The sequence below is a fragment of the Saccharothrix sp. genome (genome assembly GCF_031180885.1).
Taxonomy (GTDB): domain Bacteria; phylum Actinomycetota; class Actinomycetes; order Mycobacteriales; family Pseudonocardiaceae; genus Actinosynnema.
In genome coordinates, this window is record NZ_JAPSLK010000007.1 from 97,979 (window position 1) to 123,560 (window position 25,582).

At 72.7% G+C, this 25,582-nt stretch carries 13 protein-coding genes and 1 pseudogene; 4 read left to right on the top strand and 10 right to left on the bottom strand.

The genetic code is table 11. From position 1 onward, the window contains the following. Positions 1-191: 191 nt before the first annotated feature. A complete protein-coding gene (locus tag RIN75_RS12505; protein ID WP_309112028.1) occupies positions 192-857 on the bottom strand; it encodes a helix-turn-helix domain-containing protein in 666 nt (221 codons plus the stop codon). Positions 858-961: 104 nt separating this feature from the next. Between RIN75_RS12505 and RIN75_RS12510 the strand changes: the two genes are divergently transcribed. Both RIN75_RS12510 and RIN75_RS12515 read left to right on the top strand, forming a co-directional pair. After that, positions 962-2,173, top strand: a complete 1,212-nt coding sequence (locus tag RIN75_RS12510; RefSeq protein WP_309112029.1) for a cytochrome P450 — start codon at positions 962-964, stop codon at positions 2,171-2,173. 73 nt (positions 2,174-2,246) lie between these two features. Continuing rightward, positions 2,247-2,441 carry a ferredoxin gene (locus RIN75_RS12515; protein WP_309112030.1) on the top strand — a complete coding sequence of 65 codons (195 nt, stop codon included), beginning with the start codon at positions 2,247-2,249 and terminating at the stop codon, positions 2,439-2,441. A gap of 57 nt (positions 2,442-2,498) precedes the next feature. On the opposite strand, the gene RIN75_RS12520 is transcribed toward RIN75_RS12515, so the two are convergent. The 3 genes from RIN75_RS12520 to RIN75_RS12530 all read right to left on the bottom strand — a co-directional run bounded on the left by RIN75_RS12520 (position 2,499) and on the right by RIN75_RS12530 (position 7,440). After that, positions 2,499-2,960, bottom strand: a complete 462-nt coding sequence (locus tag RIN75_RS12520; protein WP_309112031.1) for a hypothetical protein — start codon at positions 2,958-2,960, stop codon at positions 2,499-2,501. A 481-nt stretch (positions 2,961-3,441) separates the two neighbouring features. Next, complete coding sequence (locus RIN75_RS12525; RefSeq protein ID WP_309112032.1) at positions 3,442-6,360, bottom strand: BTAD domain-containing putative transcriptional regulator; 2,919 nt, start codon at positions 6,358-6,360, stop codon at positions 3,442-3,444. Between the two features lie 90 nt (positions 6,361-6,450). Next, the gene (locus RIN75_RS12530) at positions 6,451-7,440 is read right to left on the bottom strand and encodes a hypothetical protein (RefSeq protein WP_309112033.1); all 990 of its coding nucleotides are present in this window, start codon (positions 7,438-7,440) and stop codon (positions 6,451-6,453) included. Positions 7,441-8,873: 1,433 nt separating this feature from the next. On the opposite strand from RIN75_RS12530, the gene RIN75_RS12535 reads away from it, so the two are divergent. Then, positions 8,874-11,237 (top strand): BTAD domain-containing putative transcriptional regulator, encoded by a 2,364-nt coding sequence (locus RIN75_RS12535; protein ID WP_309112034.1) that lies wholly within the window; start codon positions 8,874-8,876, stop codon positions 11,235-11,237. Here RIN75_RS12535 and RIN75_RS12540 read toward each other — a convergent pair. The 4 genes from RIN75_RS12540 to RIN75_RS12555 all read right to left on the bottom strand — a co-directional run bounded on the left by RIN75_RS12540 (position 11,197) and on the right by RIN75_RS12555 (position 17,324). Beyond that, on the bottom strand, positions 11,197-12,387 hold the full coding sequence (locus tag RIN75_RS12540) for a cytochrome P450 (RefSeq protein WP_309112035.1): 1,191 nt from the start codon (positions 12,385-12,387) through the stop codon (positions 11,197-11,199). The genes RIN75_RS12535 and RIN75_RS12540 overlap by 41 nt on opposite strands. A gap of 176 nt (positions 12,388-12,563) precedes the next feature. Beyond that, positions 12,564-14,078: an NAD(P)/FAD-dependent oxidoreductase gene (locus RIN75_RS12545; RefSeq protein ID WP_309112036.1), complete on the bottom strand. Its 1,515-nt coding sequence runs from the start codon at positions 14,076-14,078 to the stop codon at positions 12,564-12,566. Between the two features lie 313 nt (positions 14,079-14,391). Then, positions 14,392-15,909 carry an NAD(P)/FAD-dependent oxidoreductase gene (locus RIN75_RS12550; RefSeq protein WP_309112037.1) on the bottom strand — a complete coding sequence of 506 codons (1,518 nt, stop codon included), beginning with the start codon at positions 15,907-15,909 and terminating at the stop codon, positions 14,392-14,394. Positions 15,910-16,427: 518 nt separating this feature from the next. Continuing rightward, positions 16,428-17,324: an NAD(P)-binding domain-containing protein gene (locus tag RIN75_RS12555; RefSeq protein ID WP_309112038.1), complete on the bottom strand. Its 897-nt coding sequence runs from the start codon at positions 17,322-17,324 to the stop codon at positions 16,428-16,430. 141 nt (positions 17,325-17,465) lie between these two features. On the opposite strand from RIN75_RS12555, the gene RIN75_RS12560 reads away from it, so the two are divergent. Next, complete coding sequence (locus tag RIN75_RS12560) at positions 17,466-18,563, top strand: helix-turn-helix domain-containing protein (RefSeq protein ID WP_309112039.1); 1,098 nt, start codon at positions 17,466-17,468, stop codon at positions 18,561-18,563. Here RIN75_RS12560 and RIN75_RS12565 read toward each other — a convergent pair. Next, entirely contained in the window at positions 18,503-18,937 is a 435-nt protein-coding gene (locus RIN75_RS12565) for a DUF4440 domain-containing protein (RefSeq protein ID WP_309112040.1), read from the bottom strand. The two genes, RIN75_RS12560 and RIN75_RS12565, sit on opposite strands and share 61 nt — an antisense overlap. Before the next feature lie 226 nt (positions 18,938-19,163). After that, positions 19,164-25,574: pseudogene (locus RIN75_RS12570) on the bottom strand (polyketide synthase); the annotation flags it as partial. Positions 25,575-25,582 lie beyond the last annotated feature (8 nt).

Here is a 25,582-nt window from a genome sequence, read left to right on the forward strand (position 1 = left end):
AGATTTCTGGGAGCGCTCCCAGGCCGCTGTCAGTGTCCGTTCACGACACCCCTTCGGCATCCGCCATTCGAGTTACCGTTGCGCGAACCGACCGAGTGCCCGCTGCGGCGGGAGGCGAACCGGACGCTCCGGTTGCCGCCCTTCGGCGTCTTGCGCCATCTCCCAGGCGTGCCGGCAGTCCTCAGCGTGGGTCACGTGTTGTCGGACAGGCCCCGGATGACCAGTTCGACCGCCGCGGCGACGTCTTCACGGTGCCGGCGCAGGGTTTCCGAGGTGATGCCCGCCGCCGTGACGTGGGCCAGGTGGTCGGTCGCCACCTTCAGCACCGCGCTCATCGCCGCCGCCTGCACGCGGATCTCGACGGAGTCGGGTGCGGCGCCTGAGCGTTCGGCGAGCACTTCGGCGAAGGTGTCCTCCGAGCGTTCGCGGAGCATGAGGTAGGCGGCGCGCAGGGCCGGCTCGTCACGGGTCATCCGGACCACGGCGAGCACCGCCTCCAGGTCCGCGTCCGACGCCGAGTCCAGGACGGGCGTGTACGCCGCCCGCAGGTGCTCGGTCAGTTCCAGTTCGGCGGGCCAAGCGCGCAGGACCGCGCGGAAGGCGTCGATCGCGTTGGCCAGCAAGGGTTCCACGCAGCTCTCCTTGCTGCGGAAGTAGCGCCACAGCGTGCGTTCGGAGACGCCGGCGGCGCGGGCGATCTGCTCGCCCGAGGTGGCGGCCACGCCGTGCTCGGCGAACAGGCGGACCGCGTGGCGGGAGATGTCGAGGCGCTGCCGCTGCCGCTGCCGGTCGCTCACCGGCGGCCGGCCCCGGCGGGGCCGCACCGCCTGCTCCCGGTCGATCGCGACGTCGTCCACCGGGCGATTCAAACACGTCCACCCGGGCCGGCCAACTTTACCGGCAGCCACTGCCAATAAAGCTGCTACGGTCGGGAGTGCTTGAGGATCACGGGAGGAGAGCCATGAGCATTGCCGCGGAGCGCCCGCAATTACCGTTCGCCAGGCCGAACGTCCTCGACCTCGCGCCGCTGTACGACACGTTGCGCCGGGAGGCGCCCGTCGCGCGGGTCACCACGCCGACCGGGGACCCCGCCTGGCTGGTCACCCGCTACGAAGAGGTCCGCGACCTGCTCGGCGACAAGCGGCTCGGCCGGTCCCACCCCGAGCCGGAACGGGCCGCGCGCCTGTCGACCGCCGCGATCCTGGACGGGCCCACCGGCAACTACGAGACCGAGGAAGCCGACCACGCCCGCATGCGTCGGCTGCTGACCCCCGCGTTCTCCGCCAAGCGGATGAACCTGCTGTCCGGATACATGCACGAACTGGTCGACGGCTACATCGACCAGCTGGTGGCCGAGCACGCCGCCTCCCCCGACGGGGTGGTCGACCTGCACGCCGGGTTGGCGTTCCCGCTGCCGGTCGCGGTCATCTGCCGACTGCTCGGCGCGCCGGAGAGCGACCGCGAGTACTTCCACTCGCTGTCCGAGCGCATGTCCAACCTCGCCATCGGCGAGGACGCCCACCGGGCGTTCGGGGAGTTCAGCCAGTACATGATCGGGCTCGTCGAGGCCAAGCGCGCGCGACCGGGCGAGGACGTGATCTCCGACCTGGTGGCCGCCCAGAGCGCCGACGCGTCGTTCGACTACCTGGAGATGGTCAAGCTCTGCGTCGGGCTGCTGTTCGCCGGCCACGAGACCACGGTCAACCGCATCGGCCTGGGCACGCTGTTCCTGCTCACCCACCGCGACCAGTGGGAGGCGCTGACCGCCGACCCCGACGGCCGGGTCAACGCCACCGTCGAGGAGATCATGCGGTTGGGCGCGCCCGGCGACCTCGGGCTGCTGCGGTACGCGCACGTCGACGTCGACGTCGCCGGTGTCACCATCAAGCGCGGCGACGCCGTGGTCCTGTCGATCAACGCCGCCAACCGCGACGCGTCGGTCTACAGCGACGCCGAGGTGTTCAACCCCGACCGCCCGGAACGCACCCACCTGGGCTTCGGGCACGGCGGGCACTTCTGCATCGGCGCGAGCCTGGCCCGCACCGAGTTGCGCGTCGTGTTCGCCGCCCTCGCCCGCCGCGTGCCCGGTCTGCGGCTGGTCAAGCGGGTCGAGGACCTGGAGGTCCGCACCACCATCACCGGTGGCGTGACCGAACTTCCCGTGACGTGGTGAGGGTTCCCGGACCCCGGCGGCGGGTCGACCGGCCGTCGGGGCCTTGTTCGTCTCGGACGTGGAGGAGGACGTCGTGAGGGTGATCGTCGACCAGGACAGGTGCGTCGGCTCCGGGCAGTGCGCGCTGACCGCGGACGACGTCTTCGACCAGCGGGACGAGGACGGCATCGTGGTGCTGCTGGACGCCGCGCCGCCCGCCGAGCGGCTGGCGGACGTGCGGCAGGCCGCGGTGATGTGCCCGGCGCTGGCGATCACCGTCGAGGAGTAGCCCGCCGGTCCCGCGCCAGCCGCGGCGGCGTTCGTCGCCGCGGCCGGCGGGCGTGAATCAGCAGAACTCGACGCCGGTCGGTCCGGGGCAGGCCGCCAACGCCCAGGCGTCGGACGTGAACCGACTGGTCTGCCCGCCGCCCGAGACCTGGACGACGGCGGTGACGAAGCGGTCCGACCGCGTGGTGTTCACCGTGACGCTGCACGTGGACGCCGTCGTGGTGCAACTCGACGGCAACGGCGCACCGCTCATCGACCACGAGTAGGTGTAGCCGGGCGACGGCGCCTGCACTCGGAACTCGATGGTGGAGGTGTACGACGGCCGCGGCGAGCTACAGGAGTTGCTGTAGACCGGCGGATAGGTCCAGTACGGGTAGACGGTGCACTCCAAGCCACCTCCGACCATGACGCCGACCCCGGAGTCGGTGGCCGGCGCGGTTGCCGCTTGGGCGGTCGGGGGCAGGAGGACCAGGAACAGAGCGCTCACGATCGCCACGGAGGCGTGTAACAGTCTTCGCACGGATGGGATCCCCTCGGATGATGTTGTCCGACACGGATCCAGCCAGCATCACGCCTCGGGGTGGCCCGGGATAGCGACCGAACGGTGCCAGCGGGTCCGTCCCTTCCGCCCCTCGGACGGGAATCGTCGTCGCGGTGCTACCACCGGGCAGTGATCCCACTCACCCGGGTGCGCCCGGGAACCGCACCACGACCGGAGCACAGGCCGGTCGCAACCCGCCGTCCGTGGACCTTTCCCCGAAGACGATCGCCCGATCGTCCACGACAGAGAGGTCCCTCGGATGAAGACACCACCGCGCACCGGCTTTCCGGGTCTGCGCCGCCGGCCGTGCCCGCGCACGCGGTCGCCGGGCCGGCCGGCGCGGCCGTCGCGGCGTGCCCGCGCAGGCGCCGGCCGTGCCCGCCTGTGACAGCACAGCGCGGTGGTCGGCCTCGGCGGCCGGCCACGGCGCCGCGTCGCCTCCCGGCCGCCTTCGCGGGTGTCAGGTGGCGCGCAGCGGTCGAGGCTCGTCGTCCAGCGTCAACGGCGTCTCGCCGCCTTCGCCGTACGCCACGTGGTACGCGTCCTCACCGAGCGTCGAGCGCGTGCGGGCGACGGTCTGCTCGCGGTCGGCGCGTTCCTGCGCCGGGACGGGGATGCCGTGCGGCTCGCGCAGGGAGTCGGCGAAGCCGAGGAGCCGCGCCGCGGTGGACGGCTGCCCGGTGGCCAGGTGGGCGGCGGCCAGGGTGTCGGCCACGCTCGCCTGCCGCCAGCGGTCGCCGACCGCGCCGTGGATCTCCAGGCCCGCGCGCAGCCGCGCGATGGCCTCCTCCGCGCTGCCCGTCCGGAGGTCCACCAGCCCGAGCACGTCGTGGGCGTAGCCGAGCCCTTCCCGGAACCCCAGTTCCCGGAAGGTGTTCAGCGCCTGCTCCGCCAGCCTGCGGGCCCGCGCGTTGTGTCCTTTGTGGACGGCGGTCAGCGCGAGCTGGATGCGCGTGGACGCGACGCCTTCTTCGTCCCGCGCGAACCGGTAGTGGCGCAGCGCCTCGCCCAGCAGCGCCTCGGCCTCGTCCAGCTCGCCCGCCGCCCACGCGGTGAAGCCCGCCATCTGGCGGATGTCCGCGACGGCGGCCGGGTCGTCGGCCCGCGCGACCAGGGCCTGGTCGTAGTGCGCGCGGGCCTCGTCGTAGTGACCTCGTTCCCGGGCGATGGAACCGAGCAGCCGCAGCGCCCTCGCCTCGCCCGTCCGGTCGCCGAGCGCGCGGCACCCGGCCAGCGCCCTGGTCGCGTGCGCCGCCGAATCGGCGTAGGCCAGCTGGAAGTAGGCGAGGAACGCGGCGGCGACCCGGGCCGAGGTCACCAGGGGGACCGGCGTGCCGTCGCTCGTGCCGGCGAGCGCGTCGTCGAGCCAGCGCCGGCCGCGCCGGTAGTGGCCGCTGAGCCGGTGGTACCTGGCCGTGGCGACGGCCAGGCGCAGCCCCGCCACGTCGTCGCCGCGGGCGGCGAACCACTCCTTGGCCGCCCAGAGGTTCTCGGCCTCCGCCGCGAACCGGCGCATCGACTCGACCTGCCGGGGTCCGCGCAGGCCGGCGTCCGCGTCCTCGGCCGCGGCGAGGTGGAACCGGGCGTGCAGGTCGCGCACCCGGTCGGCCTCGGCGGGCCGCCCGGCCAGCTCGCCGACCGCGAAGTGCCGGATCACCTCCAGCAGCCGGTACCGGACGCCCGCCGGGCGGTGGTCGACCACGACCAGCGACTTCGCCGCGAGGCCGGCGAGGGCGTCCAGGGTGCTCGGCCCGTCCTCCTCCCACACCGCTTGCGCGGCGTCGAGGTCGAACCCGCCGTGGAACACGCCCAAGCGGCGCAACCTGGTCCTGGCGGCGTCGTCGAGCAGGTCGTAGCTGAAGGAGATGGTCGCGTCCATCGCCTGGTGGTGGGACCGCCCGCCGGGTTGGGCGGTGTGCAGCAGCGCGGGGTCGTGGACCCGGTCGGCGATCTGGGCGATGGAGAGCACGTTCGTGCGCGCGGCGGCCAGTTCGAGCGCCAGCGGCAGGCCGTCCAGCCGTCGGCAGAGGCGGGCCAGCGCGGCGGCGTCGTCGTCGGTGAGGGCGCGCACGGCGGGCGGCGCCGCGCGGGCGAGGAACAGCCGGACGGCGGCGTACCCGCGCACCTCGTCCAGACCGGCCGCCTCGATGGGCGGCGTCGCCAGGCCCGCCACCGGCCGGATCGCCTCGCCGAGCAGGCCGAAGGCCTCCCTGCTGGTCGCCAGCACCCGCAACCGGGGGCAGGAGCGCAGCAGGCGGTCGACCACCGGCGCGCAGGAGTCGAGCACGTGCTCGCAGTTGTCGAGCACCAGCGTGACGGGTCGTGCCCTCAGGTGGCGGACCGCCGTGTCGACCGGGTCGACGCCCGGGTCCTCGCGGACGCCGAGCCCGTCGCACAGCACCTGCGGCAGCCGGTGCGGGTCGGACAGCGGCGCGAGGTCGACGAAGACCGCCTCCGGCCGGTTCGCGCAGACCGCGAGGGCGAGCCTGGTCTTGCCGACCCCGCCCATGCCCACCAGGGTGACCAGGCGGTGGTCTTCGAGCAGCGCGGCCAGCTCGGCGACCTCCTCGGCCCGGCCGACCAGGGGCGTCACCGGGGCGGGGAAGTCGCGTTCCGCCGGTCGCGGCGCCTCCTCGACGCCCGCGGCCAGCACGGTGGCCTCCAGCCGGCGCAGCCGGGCGCCCGGTTCCAGGCCGAGCTGGTCGACCAGGGTGGCCCGGGCCCGGCGATAGGTGTTCAGCGCGTCGCTGCGGCGCCCGCCCTCGGCGAGCGCGAGCATCAACAGCTCCCAGAACCGCTCCCGCAGCGGGTGGTCGGCGACCAGCCCTTCGAGTTCGGCGACGACGTGCGCGCCGCGGCCGAGCTCGATCTCGGCCGCCAGCAGCTCCTCCACCGCCGAGAGCCGGACCTCGCGCAACCGCGCCACCTCGGCGTGTCCCCATTCGTGGACCGGGCAGTCGGCCAGCGCGTCCCCGCGCCACAGCGCCAGCCCTTCGCGCAAGTGGGTTGCGATCTCGCCGGGCGTCCCGGCGCCGCGAGCGCGGCGGACGAGTTCCTCGAACCGCCTGCTGTCGACCGCCTCCGGCCGCACGTCGAGGGCGTAGCCGGGGGCGCGGGTGACGATCAGGTCGCCCAGGTCGGCGCGGGCGAGCGAGCGCCGCAGGTAGGCCATGTGGGCGTGCAGGTTCCGCGTGCCCGACGGCGGCGGGTCCTCGCCCCAGACCCCGTCGAGCAGCGCCTCCTGCGACACCACGCGGGGCGCCCGCAGGGCGAGCAGGCCGAACATGGTGCGGGGCCGCGGGCCGCCGAGCCCGACCGGGCCCGCCGGCCCGATCAACTCCAGGTTGCCCAGCAACCTGATGTCGGCCTCCGCGGTCATCTCGCGACCAGCAGACCACGAGGCCCGGATCGGGCACCACCGCCTTTCGGGCGGCCGGCGATCCGGGCCTCGGCGATCACTCGTGAGCGGTCACTGCTCGCAGGCGGTCACGCGCTCGCCATTCGTGCACGTGTCCGTGCCGGCGCCGCCGTCCAGGACGTCTGCGCCCGATCCGCCTTCCAGGACGTCGTCCCCCGGACCGCCGAGCAGCGTGGCGGGCAGGTCGGTGCCGTTGGTGAGCCGATCGTTGCCGCCCTCGCCGACGTGGGTGACGCGCCGGCCCCCGTCGCAGGCGACCACCGACAGGTCGGACGGATCGAGGTGCCGACAACCGACGCCGGCCATGATCGGCGCCACGTCGCGCACGAGGTGGCGCCCACCGCCGGGCAGCGGCGAGACCAGGACGGAGTTCGCCTTGTCCGGCGCGGCGGTGTGCCGGAGTTCCGCGTCGTGGACCTTGACGTGGGCCGCCGCCTCGACGACCCAGAGCACCGTGTACGGGCCCGGGTCGCCGGTGATGCTCTCGACGTCGTTGTAGACGAAGTCGCCCGGGGGCGTGCCGGACCCGGAAAGGTATTCGACCGTGTCGTAGTCGTCGTCGCCCTTGATCGTGTCGCTGCCACTGCCCTCTTGCCAGGTGAGGATCTTGTCGTAGCCGGGTCCCGCGAACACCGTGTCGTCCGACATCCCGATCTTGATCACATCGTCCCCGGGGCCGCCCAGGACGGTCGACATCGGCTCTCGCACGTAAAGCTCGTCGTTCTCGTCGCCCAGGTCGATGTGGACCGCCGTGACCCCGTCTCCGCACGTCACGGCGTTCTCGGCGAACGGGCTCGCCCAGCAACCGCTGTTGATCCCCAACTCGATCGGGTTGTTGCGATCCACGATCAGCATCTCCCCTTCCTTTTGCGCGTCCACGATGTTCACGGAGTCCTGGTAGGCGACGAAGTGGATGGTGTTCCCCACCCGGTACACCTGCCCGCCGTAGGTGTCGGCCTCCGCGCTCGCACCCGTGATCGTCCCCGCCGTGATCGCCACAACCGCCGCGACGACCACGCCCCCTCGTGTCCTGCCTCGCATACCTCTCCCCCACTCCTGCGTGCCCGGGCTTCCCGGTTCGCCGATGGTTGTAGGGCAGCAGGCTTGTGATCGGGTTGTGGTGCCGCCGACGCGCGGCAACGTGGGCGAGGTGGCGATCGGGCGAATGCCCGCCGGAGCGCCGGCCGAGGCGCCGGCGGAGCACCGCCACCGTGCTGCGGCACCCGCCCGGCGAGCTACGGCCCGCCCGTGGCGACCACGGCGGCAGCCGCCCCAGCCGCGGCACCCGCCTGCACCACCGCCGCCTGAACTCCCCGCCGCACGTCACTTCACCGGCGCGCGGCGTGGTGCGGCGCGCCGGTGACCGGCGTTCACAGCTGACGGCGGCCTCGGCCCCGCAGGCGGGCGCGGAGCACCGCATACCGGGTGCCTGCGCCCATCCGCCGCTCCCGCCGGGCTCGCACTCGGCCTTGCCGCGTGGCGTGGCGTGGCGGCCGCGGCCGGACGACGGGCCGTGGACGTGCTCGCCGCCCTCGAACAACCGCCGCCGATCGCGTTCGACCAGCGGGACGTGGATGCGTTCGCGGATGGGCGTCCTCGGCGTGTGGGCGGTGGGCAGGCCGAGGTCGGCGACCACCCAGAGCGCTTCGCGGTCGATGCCGGACCAGGCGCGTTCGGCGGGCAGGGCGGTGCGGCGGAGTTCGCTCATGGTTTCGGTGGACTCCAGTGCTCCTGCAGGGAGGCGGGGTGCGTCGCCTCGGGACCAGTGGGTGTGGGGCCCGCACCGGTCACGCGGCGCGGGCTTCGAGCGGCACGGCGGAGGACGGCGGTGTGTTGCTCGAACCCGCCGTCGACCCGATCCGGACGCCACTGGTCACTGCTGCACGTCGGCCATGATCTTCAGCCCGCCGACCGCCGGTCAACCGATTTTCGACAACGCACCGGGACCGGTAGGCGCTTCATCGCTTCATGCCGAACGAACGAGGCGCGAGGTACGAAGTCCGGTTCGACGCGGTCTCGACCCGTGTCGTTTTCCGCGCAGATTTTACCAATGAGCAATGGATACGTCGATCGAGCATTCAAGAGTATGGGGAACAACACTCCCGACGACTTCCACCAACGTCACCCGGCCGCGTGATTGCGGTATTCCGCAGAAACGTGGCCCCACCGGCCCCTGATCGGCCGTTCGGGGGTGTCGACCGGGCAGTTCGGTGACGACAATGGCACACGGCGGCGCGCGGGTGACTGGGGGGTTACGTCCGCAACCGGCTTGATCGATCTCGGGGAACACCACCGGTTACCGGCACGCCTCGGCCACGTGTCCGAGCGTCTCTTCGGCACGGGCGCCGGAGCCCGGCGAAGCGTCCTGCTTGGCGATGACCGCGATCTGGGGGAAATTGTGAACGAGAACGTTGTGCCACTCGCGCCTGCCGCGTGCTCGGCGGCGGTCAACGGCAGAGTGGCGTAGATCAGCCGTGACGTACTTCAAGATCCTGGGACCTCTAGAGGTCGTGCACGGCGACGAACTGGTCGACCTCGGCGGCACCCGGCAACGGGCCGCCCTCGGGCTCCTGCTGCTCAACCGCAACCGCGTCGTGGCGAGCAGCCAGATGGTGGACTCGTTGTGGCCCAAGGACAAGGTGCCGCTGTCCGCCCGGAAGATCGTGCAGAACTCGGTCTGGCGGCTGCGCCGGGCGCTGTCGGCCAACGGCGGCGGGTCCGCGGTGCTGCTCAGCCAGCCGCCCGGGTACATGCTGCGCGTCGGACCCGGGCAGACCGACGTGCAGGACTTCCACCACAAGGTCGAACAGGGCCGGGCCAGGTTCGCCGAGGGCGACCTGGCGGCGGCGTCGCACCTGCTGAAGCAGGCGCTGGAGCTGTGGCGCGGGCCCGCGCTGGCCGACCTGGTCGAGTCCGGCATCCACTGGCCGGAGCTGACCCCGGTGCAGAACGCCCGGCTGGACGCGCTGGAGGACTACTTCGAGGTCGAGCTCACCAGGGGGCACCACCAGCAGGTCCTGGCCGAACTCCAGCGCACGGTCGCCACCGAGCCGCTGCGCGAGCGCCTGTGCGGGCAGCTGATGCTGGCGCTGTACCGCAGCGGCCGGCAGACCGACGCCCTGAACGCCTACCACACCGTGCGCACCACCCTGGTCGAGAAGGTCGGCCTGGAGCCGAGTCCCGCGCTGCGCGCGCTGCAGCAGGCGATCCTCTCCCACGACCCGGGGCTGATCCCGGCCGGGATGCAGCAGCAGATCGAGCTGCGGATGACCGGTTCGCCCCGCGACCAGGCCGACGAACCGCCGAGGCCGGCGCAGCACACGCCGCCCTCCGCGCCGGAACCGGACCGGCCCGAGGAGACCGGGATCGTGTCGGTTCCGCCCGTGCGCACGATGCGCAGCATCTTCTCCGAGCGCCGGGACGTCAGCGTGCTCATCGTGCGCTGCCAGGGCATGGGCAACACGGCGCTGGAGGAGGCGGCGACCGCGATCCGCCACGAGGTCGAGTCGCTGGGCGGCACCGTCGCGGCCTCCATCGGGTCGATCTGGCTGGCGTTGTTCGGCGTGCCCGACACCGCCGACGACGACGCCGAACGCGCCGTGCTCGCCGCGTTGACCATCCGCGACCGCCTGGGCTTCCCGGACGCCTCCTGCGACGAGCCGCCCATCGACGTCCACGTCGCGGTGGCCACCGGCGAGGTGCTGGTGCGCTACGACTCCGACAACGGCAACGCGCCGTCGGTGAGCGGCGTGCTGATCGACGAGTGCCACGAACTGCTCTCGCGGACCCCGGTCGGCGAGATCCGGGTGTGCGAGAACACCAGGCGGGCCACGGAACGCGCGATCAGCTACGCCAAAGTCGGGTCGTCGTTCGGCTGGCAGGTCGGCGGGCTCCGGCAGGAGTACCTGGCGGTGCAGGACATGCCGGTGGTGGACCGCGAGCACGACCTGGAGGTGCTGCGCGGGCTCCTCCAGCGGACCAAGCACCTCGGCGCGCCGCACCTGGTGACCGTGCTCGGCGACCCGGGTGTCGGCAAGACCCGGTTCGTGCTGGAGTTCGAGCGCAGGGTCGCCGCGGCCGCCGAGCCGGTGCGGTTCCTGGTCGGCCGGGCGCGGCAGTTCGTCGCGGACACCGTCGTCGACGTGCTCAACGACCTGCTGTGCTCGTACTGCGGCATCGACCCGGACGGCCCCGCCGAGTCGGTGCGGGCCGGACTCGTCGGCGTGGTGGAGCGGCTCGTGCAGTCGGAGGACGAGCGGCGCAGGGTGCTGGCCTGCCTCGCGTGCCTGGTCGACCCGGACCGGGACCACCCGGAGGTGCCGGTCGCCGAGGTGCTGCGCGCGTGGCGGTTCCTGCTCGGCCAGATCGCCCGGTGCGGCCCGGTCGTCGTGGTCGTGGAGGACCTGCACGTCGCGGACGACGACCTGGTCGACTTCGTGGAGGACCTGCCGAGGTCGCTGACCGGCCTGCCCGTGCTGGTCGTCGTCACGGCCGGGCCGGACCTGGTCGCGCGCCGCCCGATGTGGGGTGCGCGGCTGCGGCACGCGCTGACGATGAACCTGGAACCCATCTCCGACACCGCGATCGACCGGCTGCTGGAGTTCCTGCGCTCCACCAGGGACAGCGGGATCAAGGGACCGGCCGAGAGCCTGCTCGTCGACCTGGGTGACGACTCGGACGCCCGGCGCCGGCACGTCCGGCGGGTGCTGGCGTCGGGTTCGGCGTTCCTGCGGCGGGAACGGCACGCGGGCGGCGTCGCCTGTGATCAGTCCGCCGCCCGCGTGGTGTACTGCGAGATCACCGAGATACCCGCACCGGCAGGCGCCGCGGGCAGATGATCTGGTGGGGGTTCTCCCACTCCACGCCGCCTGCGGCGGGGTCGACGCTGATCTTCGAGTAGCGGTCGAGCAGCATGTTCAGCGCGATCCTGCCCTCCAGCCGCGCGAGCGGCGCGCCGAGGCAGAAGTGGATGCCCTGGCCGAACACCAGGTGTCCGCCGGTGTTGCGGTGGATGTCGAAGCGGTCGGGGTCGGGGAACTTGGCGGCGTCCCGGTTGGCCGCGCCGATCCACGGCGTCACGAGCTGGTCCGCGGCCACCCGGTGCCCGCCGATCTCGGTCTCGGTGGTCGTGACCCGCACCAGGCGCGGGAACGGCGGGTACATCCGCAGCACCTCCTCCAGCGCGTTGGGCACCAGCTCGCGGTCCGCGCGGATCTCGGCCAGCGCCTCTGGGTGCCGGTCCAGGAGGATGACCGCGGTGCAGATCAACGACATCGTGGTGGCGTGCCCGGCGAACATGGTCAGGCCGGTGACCCCGATCATCTCGCCGTCGGTCAGCGGCTCGCCGTCGATGGTGGCGTTGGCCAGCCTGCTCATCACGTCGTCGCGCGGGTTCTCCCGGCGGTCGCGCACGTGCCGCAGGAAGTACTCGCCCATCTCGTGCAGCGCGGGCCCGACCTCGTTCTCCAGCAGGTCGGCCGGCACGGTGGCGGCGTCGAGCGCGCCGATCGCGTCGCCCCACACCCGGAACATCGGCTCGTCCTCGATGGGCAGGCCGAGCACGTCGGCGATCACGGTGATCGGCAGCGGGAACGCCAGCGCCTCCACCAGGTCGAACGAGTCCCGGTCGGCGACCTGGTCCAGCAGGGTGGCGGTGACCCGCTCGATGCGCTCGGACAGGTTCGCGACGGCGCGCGGGGTGAACACCTGGCTGATGACGGTGCGCAGCTTGCGGTGCCGGGGCGGGTCCGTGGTGACCAGGTTGCCCTCGTCGAAGCGGTCGAGCTCGAAGTGCGGCTCGTTGAACTTCCGCGCCGTCTCCGAGGAGAACGTCTTGGTGTCGGCGAGGATCCGGGCGATGTCGGCGTAACCGAACACCTCCACCCCGTGCGCGCCGCCGTGGCTGACCGGTTTCGTGTCGAGCATTTCGCGGAACCACGAGAACAGCGAATCGACTGGTTGCATGGTTGTGTCCGAGGGTGCGCTCATGCCCAGGAGCCTAGCCGCGAAGCGCCTTATCCGTGCCTATTTCTTGCCACCGTGAGAATGCCGAGGAGGAAACGTGGAAAGCGGTGACCGGAATTCCGGCCACCGCTATTCCCGTAGACCTCGCATAGACCGCGCCGAGACCACCCCGAGAACGGGCGGCCCCGACCCGGGCACGGTCACCGCACGCTGAGCCCGCGGTAGGCCTCGCGATTCACCTTCGGCACGAAGATGCGTTCCTCGGCGCTCGCGGCCAGGGCCGCCGGACCGGACAGCGTCGGCGAGCCCGCGACCCGCAGGCCGTCCTCGATGGCGCCGTCGATGTAGCCGTTCCACCCGTTCGCGATGTCGCTGCCCGCGAACTTGACCCGGCCGTGCGGCTGCTGGAGCTTCTCGTGCAACCTGATCAGCTGGTACGGCTGGCGGTACCCGCCGGTGCCCAGGGCGAACTCGTCCGTGGCGAAGTTGGTGACGATGTGGTCGCGCACCCTGGCGTCCGGGATGATCTTCCGGATGGCCCGCTCCACCGCGCCCCGGTCGTACGCGTCGAAGCTCGTGTCGACGGTGAACGCGACCACCGGCTGGTCGTCGTTGAACCGGCCGATGTAGCAGAACGGGTGACCGCTGCCCTCCGGCGACTCGGCCACGAACCGGTCCGTGGGGTGCTCCAGGTCGATCCACAGCTTCCGCTCTTCCGTCACGCCCATCCCGGCCGTCGTGGCCTCGCGGTGGGCGGCGGGCAGCGCCGGGCTGAACGAGATCGTCTTCCACACGTTCACCGGCACCGCCATGATCACCTCGGGCGCGGTGTAGACCTCGCCCGCGCGGGTGGTGACGGTGACCTTGCCGGGGTTCTGGACCACGGACTTGACCGGTGAGTTGAGCTTGAGGACCGGCTTGGCCTCGGCGAGCATGGCGTTCAGGATCGAGACCGTGCCCAGGGCGGGGCGGTAGGTGTTGACGCCGTGGAACGCCTCGAACGTGCCGCCGGCCAGCGCCCACCACTGCTGGATGTGGGTCAGCGCGCCGCGCTTGCTGCTCCCGCCGTACAGCGAGGTCCAGCTGGTCAGCAGGATCTCGTCCTCCGGGGCCAGGGCCATCTGGTCCAGCCGGTCCCGCAACGAGAACCGGTCGAACTTCGCGACCAGGTCCCGGTTGGCGAACGGCTTGAAGGGCTCGGGGTAGATCCTGGTCGAGTCCTCGAAGAACCTGGTGAACAGCGCGTTCTGCCGGACGTAGGCCACCGACGGGTCCAACTCCTCGAACCCGGTGAGCGTGGGCATGAACGCCCTGGTCACCCCGGCGTCGGCCATGATCGGCAGCTCGTAGCGGTTGAGCTCGCGCCACACGTGCGGCTGCAACCGGTCGACCCAGGTGCCGCCGCGCTCGATCATGTGGCCCCGCCAGGTGTCGGTCCACGTCCGGCCGCCGACCCGGTCCCGCGCCTCCAGCAGCAGGACGCGCTTGCCCTTGGCGCGCAGCTCACGCGTGGCGGTGACACCGGCGACGCCGGCGCCCACGACGATCACGTCGAACTTCCGCCGGTTCGGGTCCTGGGCTTCGTCGGCGACGGCCACGGCGGTCGTCGCCGAGGTCGCCACCGCCGCCCCGGTGAGCGCGACACCGGCCTTGAGCAGGCTGCGCCGCGACAGACCCCGTTCCTCGGGTCGACCGGATTCCCTTTCGTGGGTCACTGTGCCTCGTTCCCTTCCCTGAGAACTGGTAGCGGAAAAAGCGCGCGATCGGTCGCCGGTGGATTAACGATTCGTGCGCGTGCGATCAGCGAGTGCGGTCGATCGGGCTGCGCGCCGATGTCGAAACGGGTTTCGCGACCGCCGGCGACCTGTGCGCGGTGGTCCGGGTGACACCGAATCACATTCGAGGATCGCGGCCCATGGGGAATTTTGTCCCGGCGGTCCCGCGTAGACCGTGCGGAGACCGTCCCGAGATCGGACGGCCCCCGCACGGTGCGGTCACCGGATGCCGAGACCGCGGTACACGGCGTGGTTACCGGATGCCGAGACCGCGGTACAACGCGCGGTTCACCTTCGGCACGAAGATGCGTTCCTCGGCGCTGGCCGCCGCGGCCGCCGGACCGGACAGCGTCGGCGAGCCCGCGACCCGCAGGCCGTCCTCGATCGCGCCGTCGATGTAGCCGTTCCACCCGTTCGCGATGTCGGCGCCCGCGAACTTGACCCGGCCGTGCGGCGCCTGGAGCTTCTCGTGCAACCTGACCAGCTGGTTGGGCCGGCGGTACGCGCCGGCGCCGAGGGAGAACGGGTCCACGTGCCAGTTGGTCGCCACGTAGTCGCGCATCGTCGCCCCGGGGATCACCCGCTGCACGGCCCGCTCCACGGCGGCGCCGTCGGTGGTGTCGAAGGTGCTGTCGACGCTGAAGGCGACCACCGGCTGGCCGTCGTTGAACCGGCCCATGAAGCACAGCGGGTAGCCCATGCCCTCCGGGGCCTCGGCCACGAACCGGTCCGTCGGGTTGGACAGGTCGATCCACAGCTTCTTCTCGTGCGGCACGCCCACGCCGGTCGTCGTCGCCTCCACGTGGGCGGCGGGCAGCGCCGGGCTGAACGAGATCGTCTTCCACACGTTCACCGGCGTGGCCACGATCACCTCGGGCGCGGTGAACGCCGCGCCCGACCGGGTGGTCACGGTCACCTTGTAGGCGTCCTGGACCACCGACTTGACCGGCGAGTTGAGCTTGAGCACCGGCTTGGACTCGGCGAGCATGGCGTTCAGGATCGACACCGTCCCCAGCTGCGGGCGGTAGGTGTTCACGCCGTGGAAGCCCTCGAACGTGCCACCGGACAACGCCCACCACTGCTGGATCAGGGTCAGCCCGCCGCGCTCGCTCGTCCCGCCGTACAGCGAGGTCCAACTGGTCAGCAGGATCTCGTCCTCGGGCGGCAGGGCCATCTGGTCCAGCCGGTCGCGCAGCGAGAACACGTCGAACTCGGCGGCCAGCTCCCGGTTGGCCAGCGGCTTGAAGGGCTCCGGGAAGACCTCGGTCGACCGGTCGAAGAACTTGGTGAAGAGCTCCTTCTGCCGGACGTAGGCCACGGACGGGTCCAGTTCCTCGAACCCGCCGATGACGGGCATGAACGCTCTCGTCGGCCCGGCGTCGGCCATGATCGGCAGCTTGTAGCGGTTGAGCTCGCGCCACACGTGCGGCTGCAACCGGTCGACCCAGGTGCCGCCGCGCTCGATCATGTGGCCGTTCCAGGTGTCGGTCCACGTGCGGCCGCCGACCCGGTTGCGCGCCTCCAGCAGCAGGACGCGCTTGCCCTTGAGGCGCAGCTCGCGCGCGGCGGTGACGCCGGCCATGCCGGCGCCCACGACGATCACGTCGTAGTGGGACCGTAAGGTCGGGTCCTGGGTGTCGTCGGCGCGGGCCACGGCGGTCGTCGCCGAGGTCGCCACCGCCGCCCCGGTGAGCGCGACACCGGCCTTGAGCAGGCTGCGCCGTGACAGCTCCCGACTCTCGGGTCGAGTGGATTCCACGTCGTTGGTCACTGAACCTCGTCGCCTTTCGGGAACTTGTTGCGGAATCAGCGGATGATTGGTCGCCACCTATGGACGCAGTGCTGCCACGCGTGCGATAGTGGGACGTAATCGAACGGACACGGCGCGTGACGCGACCACCGCCCCACCGATTGACGGGGTGGTGTGCCGACGTCCATTCGCGATGGGCGCAGGGTGATACCCGAGCGCCCATCGGCAACGCCGTCACTGTGGTGACTACAGCGGGTGGCGGTAACCCCCAGAAGTCGTACCGCATTCGAGTGATTGCGGCCAGGTTAGCGCACAGAGCGCATTCGACGTCGGGTCGAACGCGGCCGTGATCGAACCGTTACACCGGTCGGTCCATTTGCGGGAATTTTCGCCGAAAGCAGGACCGCGGTCCACGACGCGACCAACGCCGAATAGCGGTCGACCCGTTTTCCCCCATTCTGGAGGCGTGTACGGGTCGACCGCTTCAAGTGCGGGCAACGCCCCCGCGGCACGCCCTGGGGCGCGCCGCGGGGAAAGGGTCAGGCGGAGGGCTTGCGGAACACCTCCACCATCGCGGCGTAGCTGGCGGGCCCGTGGCCTTCGGCGATCGCGCGCTTGCCCAGCGCCGTGATGAGCGCCGGCCACTCGGTGTTGACGCCCAGTTCCCGGCTCTCGTCGAGCAGGTGGTCCATCGCGTCGACGTGCGTGTCGATGGTGGAGTCCTCGGCGGGCCAGTCACCCGCGTCGATCTGCGCGGCGTAGGCCTCGATGAAGCCCAGCGTCATCTCGGCGAGCGCCTTCGCCAGCGGCAGGTACTCGGTGGCCTTCACGCCCGCGGTGCCCAGCAGCGCCACACCGTGCAGGAAGCTGTTCTCGACGCCCCACATCATGGTCAGCAGCGAGACGTCGTGCAGCGCGGCGAGACCGTGGTCCTCGCCCAGGTACGTGGTCCCCGCGGGGGCCACCGCCTTGAGGGTCTCCACGTGCTCGTCGAACGCCGACTTCGGACCGCAGTGCAGCAGGATCGCCTCGTCGGTGGCGATCCCCGGCGGGATGGCCATGATCGCGCTGTCGATGTACGCGCCGACGTTGTGCTCCGCCGCCCACTTCGCCATGCCCCGCGACTGCGACGAGCTGGCGCTGGTCATGTTGACCAGGGTGCGGCCCTCGAACGAACCCACCACCGGGTCCAGCAGGTCGTGGACCGCGTCGTAGTCCGAGACGCAGATGACGACCAGCGGGCTCGCCTCGACGGCGTCCTTGACCGACGGCGCCAGGACCGCGCCCTTGGCGACGAGTTCGTCGGCCTTGCTCGCCGACCGGTTCCACACGGTGGTCGGGTGCCCGTTCCCGAGGAACGCGGCGGCCAATGCCTGACCCATCAGGCCCAGGCCGATCACGGTGACCGGCGCCTGGGCGGCATTGGGGTTGGACATCACATTCACTCCTGTTCAGCCCGCGCCGGTTCACCCGGCGCGGCGTGTTGTCGGCGTCCTGCAACGGTTTCACCGCCCTCGCGACCGGACCAGCGGCGAACGTGACCTTCTTCGAACGTTTCCTGCCGTACACTCGCGACCATGGGGCCGGGTGTCGTCGCGATCGCTGTGCTCAACGGAACCGACATGCAGGTCTGCGAGGTGTACGAGACCGCCATCGCGAACGCGGTCTTCGGTGATCCGCAACCGGATCTGGCCGATCCCTGGTACGAGGTGAAGCTCTGCACGGGATCGCGGGACGAGCCCACGCCGCACGGTTTCTCCTTGCGCAGCAAGCACGGGCTCGACGACCTGGTGGTCGCCGACACCGTCATAGTCCCGTCGGTCCCGGACGACGTGCTCCAGGGCCGCGCTCCGCTGGCGCCGGAGTTCGTGGCGGCGCTGCGCGACGCGGCCGCGGCGGGCGCGCGCATGGTGTCGTTGTGCAGCGGGGCGTTCGCCCTCGCCGAGGCGGGCCTGCTCGACGGCCGCCGGGCCACCACGCACTGGATGCACACCGCCGACCTCGCCAAGCGCTACCCGCGGGTCCAGGTCGAGGACGCGGTGCTCTACGTCGACGACGGCGACGTCCTCACCAGCGCGGGCATGACCGCGGGCCTGGACCTGTGCCTGCACCTGGTGCGCCGCGACCTGGGCGCCCACGTCGCCGGCCAGCTGGCCCGCCGGATGGTCGTGGCGGGGCACCGCCCCGGCGGGCAGGCGCAGTTCGTCGACCTGTCCGTGCCCGAGGACGACGACGACACCCTGGCCATGGCGATGGACTGGGCCTCGGGCAACCTCGACCAGCCGCTCACCGTGGACGCGATGGCCAAGCGGGCCGGCATGAGCCCCCGCACGTTCTTCCGCAAGTTCCAGGCGACCACCGGGCTCACCCCGTTGAAGTGGCTGCTCAACCAGCGCCTGTCCCGCGCGCAGAGCCTGCTGGAGACCACCGACCTGCCGATCGAGCGGATCAGCGAGGCCAGCGGGATGGGCACCGCGACCAACCTGCGCCGGCACTTCACCGCGCAGGTCGGCGTGACGCCCACCGACTACCGGCACGCGCTCGGCTTCCGCGCCCGCCGGGCGGCCGAGCGGGGCGCCGACCCGGTCACGCGGTGGTCGGCGCCCGCGCCCCGTCAGGGCTTCGGCGGCACCGGGAAAGAGCTCTCCGCCGGCCAAGGGCCGTTGCCCGCGTAGGCGTTGTCGATCACGTAGCGCCAGCCGCCGTCCTCGCCGCGCTGGAGCACGTCGACCGCCAGGCCGCTGAGCTTCTCCGGCTTGCCGTCCCGGGTGGTGTCCATCTCCCACTCGACCACCACCATGGCGGTGTCGCCGTTGACCATCTGCTGGAGCACGGTCGCCTCGACGGTCGCGTTGCGGGTCTTGATGAAGTGCTCGACGTAGTCCCGGCGCGCCTGGCCCTGGACCGGCTTGCCGGGTTCCCACATGCCCACGGCGTCGTCGACGTACAGGGCGTTGACCGCGTCCACGTCGCCCGCGTTGAACGCCACGTTGAACATTTCCTGGTGCGTGTCGATGTCGGTGGCCAGGTGGTCTTTTTTGGAGGCCATGGTCAGCCCACTCCCGTTCTCGGTTCTCGTTCGTCGGATCGTGCTCGGCGTGACGTTCGGGCAACGCCGAGATGGACGCTACCGGCGGTCGAACGCATTCCGACCGCAGTCGGGTAATCGCCGCCGCAGTCGGGTAATCGCCGCCGCGACGGCGTGGCGACCGGCGGCGATTACCCGGTTGACACCAATTGGAGATCCGGCCGGCGCTTTCCGGCCGGATCAGCGGTCACTTCCCCGGAGCGGGGAAGTAGCCCTTGCGGACGAAGAAGTCCACGTACCTGCCGAACAGCGCCCGGTCGATCGGCGGGCACGTGATCCCGCTGCCCGCCAGCGCCTTCTCCGTGTCCGACACGTCCATGGGCGGGTAGGTCGGCCGCGCGCCCGGGGAGTTGAGTTCCTCGAACGAGTCGAACAGCGGGGTGACCGCGTTGTCGCGGTCGGCGGCGATCCGCGCGCGCCAGGCGTCCCAGTCGGATTCGGGCAGGTCGTACCCGAACGCCCGCAGGTGGTCGACGAGGTCGCCGAACGACTGGGACTGCTCGTTGAACAGGTGGAACGTGCCGTTCACCGTGGACTCGCGGCCGGCCAGCGCGGTGATGGCCCCGCTGACGTAGTCGACCGCGACCAGGTGCACCCGGCCGGTCAGCCGGTCCGGGACCGCGCCCGCCTGGAGCAGGCCCTTGAGGCTGAGCCACACGAAGTCCTTGGTCTGGCACGCGCCGCTGTCGCGGTCGCCGCACACCACGTCGACCCGGTAGACCGACACCGGGATGCCGCGGGCGCGGGCGATCCCGAGCACGCCCTCCGCCACCCACTTGCTCTGCAGGTAACCGTTGCGCAGCAGGTGCGCGGGACCGGTGGTGGCGGTGACGCCCACCGGCTCGTCGTCCGCCGAGGCGGCGAACACCCCGGTGGTCGACACGTAGTGCACCGGGACCGTGCGGTGGCGGGCGGCCAGCCGCAGCACCTCGACGGTGCCGGTCACGTTCGAGCGCTTCAGGTCGGTGTACGGGCGCACCCAGCTCACCGTGGCCCCGGCGTGGAAGACGGCGTCGACCCGGCGGGCCAGGTCGTCGAACACCTCCTCGCCCAGGCCCAGCCGGTGGGCGGTGAGGTCGCCGACGTGGACGACGACCCGGGCGGGGTCGATCTCCTCCGCGACCTCGTACCACTCCAGGTTCTCCCGCAGCCTGCGCTCCGCGTCGGCCTGGTCGGCGCCGCGCACCAGGCAGTGCACGACCGCGTCGGTGCGGCGGACGATGTCGCGCAGCAGGAACGCCCCGAGGAACCCGGTGGCGCCGGTCAGCAGGACCTCGCCGGGATCGGTGGCGGCGGTGACCACGGTGTCGGCGGCGACGACGTCGTCGTCGAGCGCCACCTCGGCGGTGAAGTCCACGCCCGCGACGGCGTCGCCGCCGGTCGCCGCGCCCGCGGTGGTGCGCAGGAACTCGGCGAGCGCGGCGGGTGTCGGGTGCTCGAACACCAGCGAGGCGGGCAGTCGCGTGCCGAGGTGGGCGGCCAGGCGGTTGCGCAGTTCCACCGAGATCAGCGAGTCGAAGCCGAGGTCGGCGAAGGGCTGGTCGGCGCCGATCGCGGAGGCGTCGGCGTGGCCCAGGACCGACGCGACCTCGGCGCGGACCAGTTCGCCCACGATCTCCCGCTGCCGCTGTTCGGACTGCCCGGCCAGCCGCCGGCCCAGCGGCTCGACCTCGCCGGCTCCACCGGTGGCCCGCCTCGACCTGATCCTGGCCAGGGCGGTGAACAGCAGCGGCAGCGAAGCGGGTTGGACGACCGGCGCACGCAGGTCCAGCGGCGTCACCACCGGCGCGGGCCGGCCCGACCGCAGTGCGGCGTCGAACAGGCCGAGGCCCTCGTCGGGGGTGATCGGCACCAGCCCGGTGCGGGCGATGCGCTTGAGGTCGGCGTCGCCGAGGGTGCCGCCCATGCCGCCCACCCCCGACCACAGGCCCCACACCAGCGAGGTCGCCGCGAGCCCGGCGCCCGCCCGGTGCGCGGCCAACGCGTCGAGGAACGTGTTCGCCGCGGCGTAGGCGCCCTGGCCGGAACCGCCGATGACGCCGGCGACCGAGGAGAACAGCACGAACGCCGACAGGTCCGCGTCCTTGGTCAGCTCGTGCAGGTTCCACGCGGCGTGCACCTTGGGCCGCAACACCCTGGCGACGTGGTCGGCGTCCAGCGAGTCGATCATGCCGTCGTCCAGCACACCGGCCATGTGCACGACACCGATGAGCGGGTGCGCGGCGGGCACGGCGGCCAGCACCGAGGCCAGCGCGTCCCGGTCGGCGGCGTCGCACGAGGTGATCGTGACCCGCGCGCCGAGCGCGGCCAGTTCGTCGGCCAGCTCGCCCGCGCCCGGCGCGTCCGGGCCGCTGCGGCTGAGCAGCAGCAGGTCGGTCACGCCGTGGGCGCGGACGAGGTGCCGGGCGAACAACGCGCCCAGCGCGCCGGTGCCGCCGGTGATCAGGACCGTGCCGCCCGGTCGCCACGGCGACGCCGCGCGCCCCGGTGCGAGCCGGGCGAGCCTCGGCGCGGCCACCGAGCCCGCGCGCACGGCCAGCTGCGCCTCACCCGTGGCGATCGCCGCGGGCAGCGCGGACAGCGACGCCGGGTCGTCGTCGATGTCGATCAGCCGGAACCGGCCGGGCATCTCGGTCTGGGCGGAGCGCAGCAGGCCCCAGACGCCGGCCGCGGCCAGGTCGACCGGGGTGTCGTCGGCGTCGATCGCGCGCCGGGTCAGCAGGACCAGCGGGACGTTCGCGGAGCGCTCGTCGTCGTTCCAGGCGCGGACGAGTTCCAACGCCCGCACGACGGCGGCCTGCGCCCGGTCCGCGACCGTGCCCGCCGCGTCGTCCCGCGCGGCCGACACCATCGGCACGACCAGGCCGGTGAACGACCCGGCGGCGGACAGCGCCTCGCCGATCCCGGCGAACCGCAGCGGCCACGGCAGGCTGTTGCCGTCGGTCTCCACCACGGCCAGTCCGGCCGGGCCGGGCAGCTCCGCCGGGATGACCGGGGTCCACGCCACGCGGAACAGCGCGTCGCCGGGACGGGCCAGCGCGGCGCCGACCTCGTCCTCGCTCGCGGGCCGGGTGACCACGCCCGAGGCGTGGGCGAGCGGTGCGCCCGACGCGTCGGCCAGCAGCACCGACACCGCGCCGTCCCCGGCCGGGGTGATCCGCACCCGGGCGGCGGTGGCGCCCACCGCGTGCACGGCCACGCCACGCCACTCCACGACGACGCCGGGGTGCCCGGTGTGCAGCGCGGCGGGGTGCAGCGCGGCGTCGAGCAACGCGGGGTGCACGCCGAACCCGTCCGCGTTGGTGTCGGCGGGCAGCCGCACGTCCGCGAACAGCTCGCCGTCGCGCCGCCACGCGGCCGTCAGGCCGGAGAAGGTCGGGCCGAGCGCGAACCCGGCGTCGGCGCGGTGCTTGAGCAGCAGGTCGACGTCCAGCGGCTCGGCGCCGGACGGCGGCCACTCGGCCAGGTCGGCCGCGGTGGTCAAGCGGGGGCTGAGCACCCCGGCGGCAACCTCTGTCCACACTGGACGGTCGCCGTCCGCGCCGGTGTGCACGCTGATGCGCCGCCGGCCCGCGTCGTCCGGCGCCGCCACGGTGAGCTGCACGCGCAGCCTGCCCCGTTCCGGCAGCACCACCTGCTCCCCCACCACCAGCTCGTCGACGTGGGGGCAGCCGACCTCGTCGCCCGCCCGCACGGCCATCTCCAGCAGCACCGAGGACGGGACGACCCGGCGGCCGAACAGGCGGTGCTCGCCCAGCCACGGCGCGGTGGACGCCGACAGCACGCCGGAGAACAGCACCTCGTCCCGACCGGCGACCTCGACCGGGGCGTGGAGCAGCGGGTGGTCCGACGCCGGCCCGGCCGGCTGGTCGCCCTGCATCGCGGCGGGCTCCAGCCAGAAGCGCTTGCGCTGGAAGGCGTAGCCGGGCAGCGGACCCGCCACCGCGCCGGAGGGCGCCAGGTAGGCGGCCCAGTCGACCGCGACCCCCGCCGACCACAGCCTGCCCACCGCGTCGACGAACTCCACGGGCTCGTCGTCCCCGGTCCGGGTGCCCGCGACCGCCGTGACCGCGGCCCGGCCGTCGAGGCCGTCGCCGACCAGCGCGGTCAGCACGGCGCCCGGACCGACCTCCAGCGTCGCCGTGACGCCCTGGTCGGGCAGGCGGCGGACCGCGTCGAGGAAGCGCACCGGCCGGCGGACCTGGTCGATCCAGTACTCGGGGGTGCACAGCGCGGCCGGGTCGGCGACCTCGCCGGTGACCGTGGAGACGATCGGGATGGTCGGCGGGGTGAACGTGGCCGCGCGCACGACCTCGCCGAACTCGGCCAGCATCGGCTCCACCCGGGGCGAGTGGAAGGCGTGGCTGACGGTGAGCCGCTTGGTCGAGCGGCCCCAGGACGCCACGGTGGCGGCGATGGCGGTGACCACGTCCTCGTCGCCGGAGACCACCACGGCCGACGGCCCGTTGACCGCGGCGATGTCGACGCGGTTCTCGTGGCCCGCCAGCAGCGGCAGGACCTCGTCCGGGGTGGCGCGCAGCGCGACCATCGCCCCGCCTGCGGGCAGCCGCTGCATCAAGGTGCCCCGCGCCGCGACCACGGCGGCGGCGTCGGCCAGCGACAGCACACCGGCCACGTGCGCGGCGGCGAGTTCGCCGACGGAGTGGCCGACCAGCACGTCCGGCCGCACACCCCACGACAGCGCCAACCGCGCGGCCGCCACCTCGAACGCGAACAGCGCCGGCTGGGCGTAGCCGGTCTCGGCGAGCCGGTCGCCCTCGGCGATCACCTGCCGCAACGGCCGGTCCAGGTGCGGGTCGACGGCCGCGCACACCGCGTCGAACGCCTCGGCGAACACCGGGAACGCCGCGCGCAGCCCCAATCCCATGCCGGCGCGCTGCGCCCCCTGGCCGGTGAACAGGAACCCGAGCCCACCCCGGCCGGCCGCCACCACCCGGCCGTCGCCGGAGTCCGCGGCGAGCGCGCTCAGCCCGGCGAGCAGGCCTTCGCGGTCGGCGCCCACCACGACCGCGCGGTGGTCCAGCTCGGCCCGGGTCGTGGCCAGCGACTGCGCGATCCGCTCGGCCGACAGCCCCGGGTTGCGCTCGACGAACGTCAGCAGCCGCCGCGCCTGCGCCCGGGTGGCGCCCGGTGTCTTCGCCGACAGCGGCCACGGCACCACCGGCAGCGGCGTCTCCGGCGGGGTCGCCACGCCACCGTCCGGCGCCTGCTCCAGGATCACGTGCGCGTTGGTGCCGCTGACGCCGAACGACGACACCCCCGCCCGGCGCGGCCGGCCCGTCTCCGGCCACGGCCGCTGCTCGGTGAGCAGCTCGACGCCGCCGCGGTCCCAGTCGACCAGCGGGGTGGGCCGGTCCACGTGCAACGTCCGGGGCAGCACCCCGTGGCGGATCGCCTGCACCATCTTGATGACGCCGCCGACGCCCGACGCCGCCACCGCGTGGCCGATGTTGGACTTCAGCGAGCCCAGCCACAGCGGCCGGCTCGCGTCATGCGCGGCGCCGTAGGTGGCCAGCAGCGCCTGCGCCTCGATCGGGTCGCCCAGCCGGGTGCCGGTGCCGTGCGCCTCCACCGCGTCGACGTCGGCCGGGTTCAGCCGCGCCTCGGCCAGCGCCCGGCGGATGACCCGCTCCTGCGACGGCCCGTTGGGCGCGGCGAGCCCGTTGGACGCGCCGTCCTGGTTGACCGCGGAGCCGCGCAGCACCGCCAGCACCCGGTGCCCGTTGCGCCGGGCGTCGGACAGCCGCTCCAGCAGGACCAGGCCGACGCCCTCGGACCAGATGGTGCCGTCGGCCGCCGCGGCGAAGGACTTGCACCGGCCGTCGGCGGCGAGGCCGCGCTGGCGGGAGAAGTCCACGAACCCGCCGGGGGTCGCGTTGATCGTCACGCCGCCCGCCAGCGCCAGCGTCGACTCGCCGGAGCGCACGGACTGCGCCGCGATGTGCAGCGCGACCAGCGACGACGAGCACGCGGTGTCGATGGTGACCGCCGGCCCCTCGAACCCGAACGAGTACGCGACCCGGCCGGACACCACGCTGGTGAGCTTGCCGGTGAGCAGGTAGCCCTCCAGCTCGGCCGGCCCGCGCAGACCCAGGTAGGTCTGCTCGCCCGCGCCGACGAACACGCCGACGTTCTCGCCCTTGAGCCGGGTCGGGTCGATGCCCGCCGCCTCGAAGGTCTCCCACGCGGCCTCCAGCACCACCCGCTGCTGCGGGTCCATCGACACCGCCTCGCGCGGCGAGATCCCGAAGAACTCCGCGTCGAACTCGGTGGCGCCGTCGAGGAACCCGCCCGCGCGGGCGTAGGTCGTGCCGGGCGTCTCCGGGTCCTCGTCGAACAGCCGGTCCAGGTCCCAGCCCCGGTCGGTGGGGAACTCCGAGATCGCGTCCCGGCCGTCGAGCACGAGCTGCCACAGGTCGTCGGCCGAGGCGACCCCGCCGGGGTAGCGGCAGGCCATGCCCACGACCGCCACGGGCTCCTGCCGCCCGGACTCCAGCTCGGTGATGCGCTGTCGGGCCTTCTGCAGGTCCGCCGTGACCCATTTCAGGTAGTCGGCGAGCGTCTTCTCATCCGCCATGGTTTCCC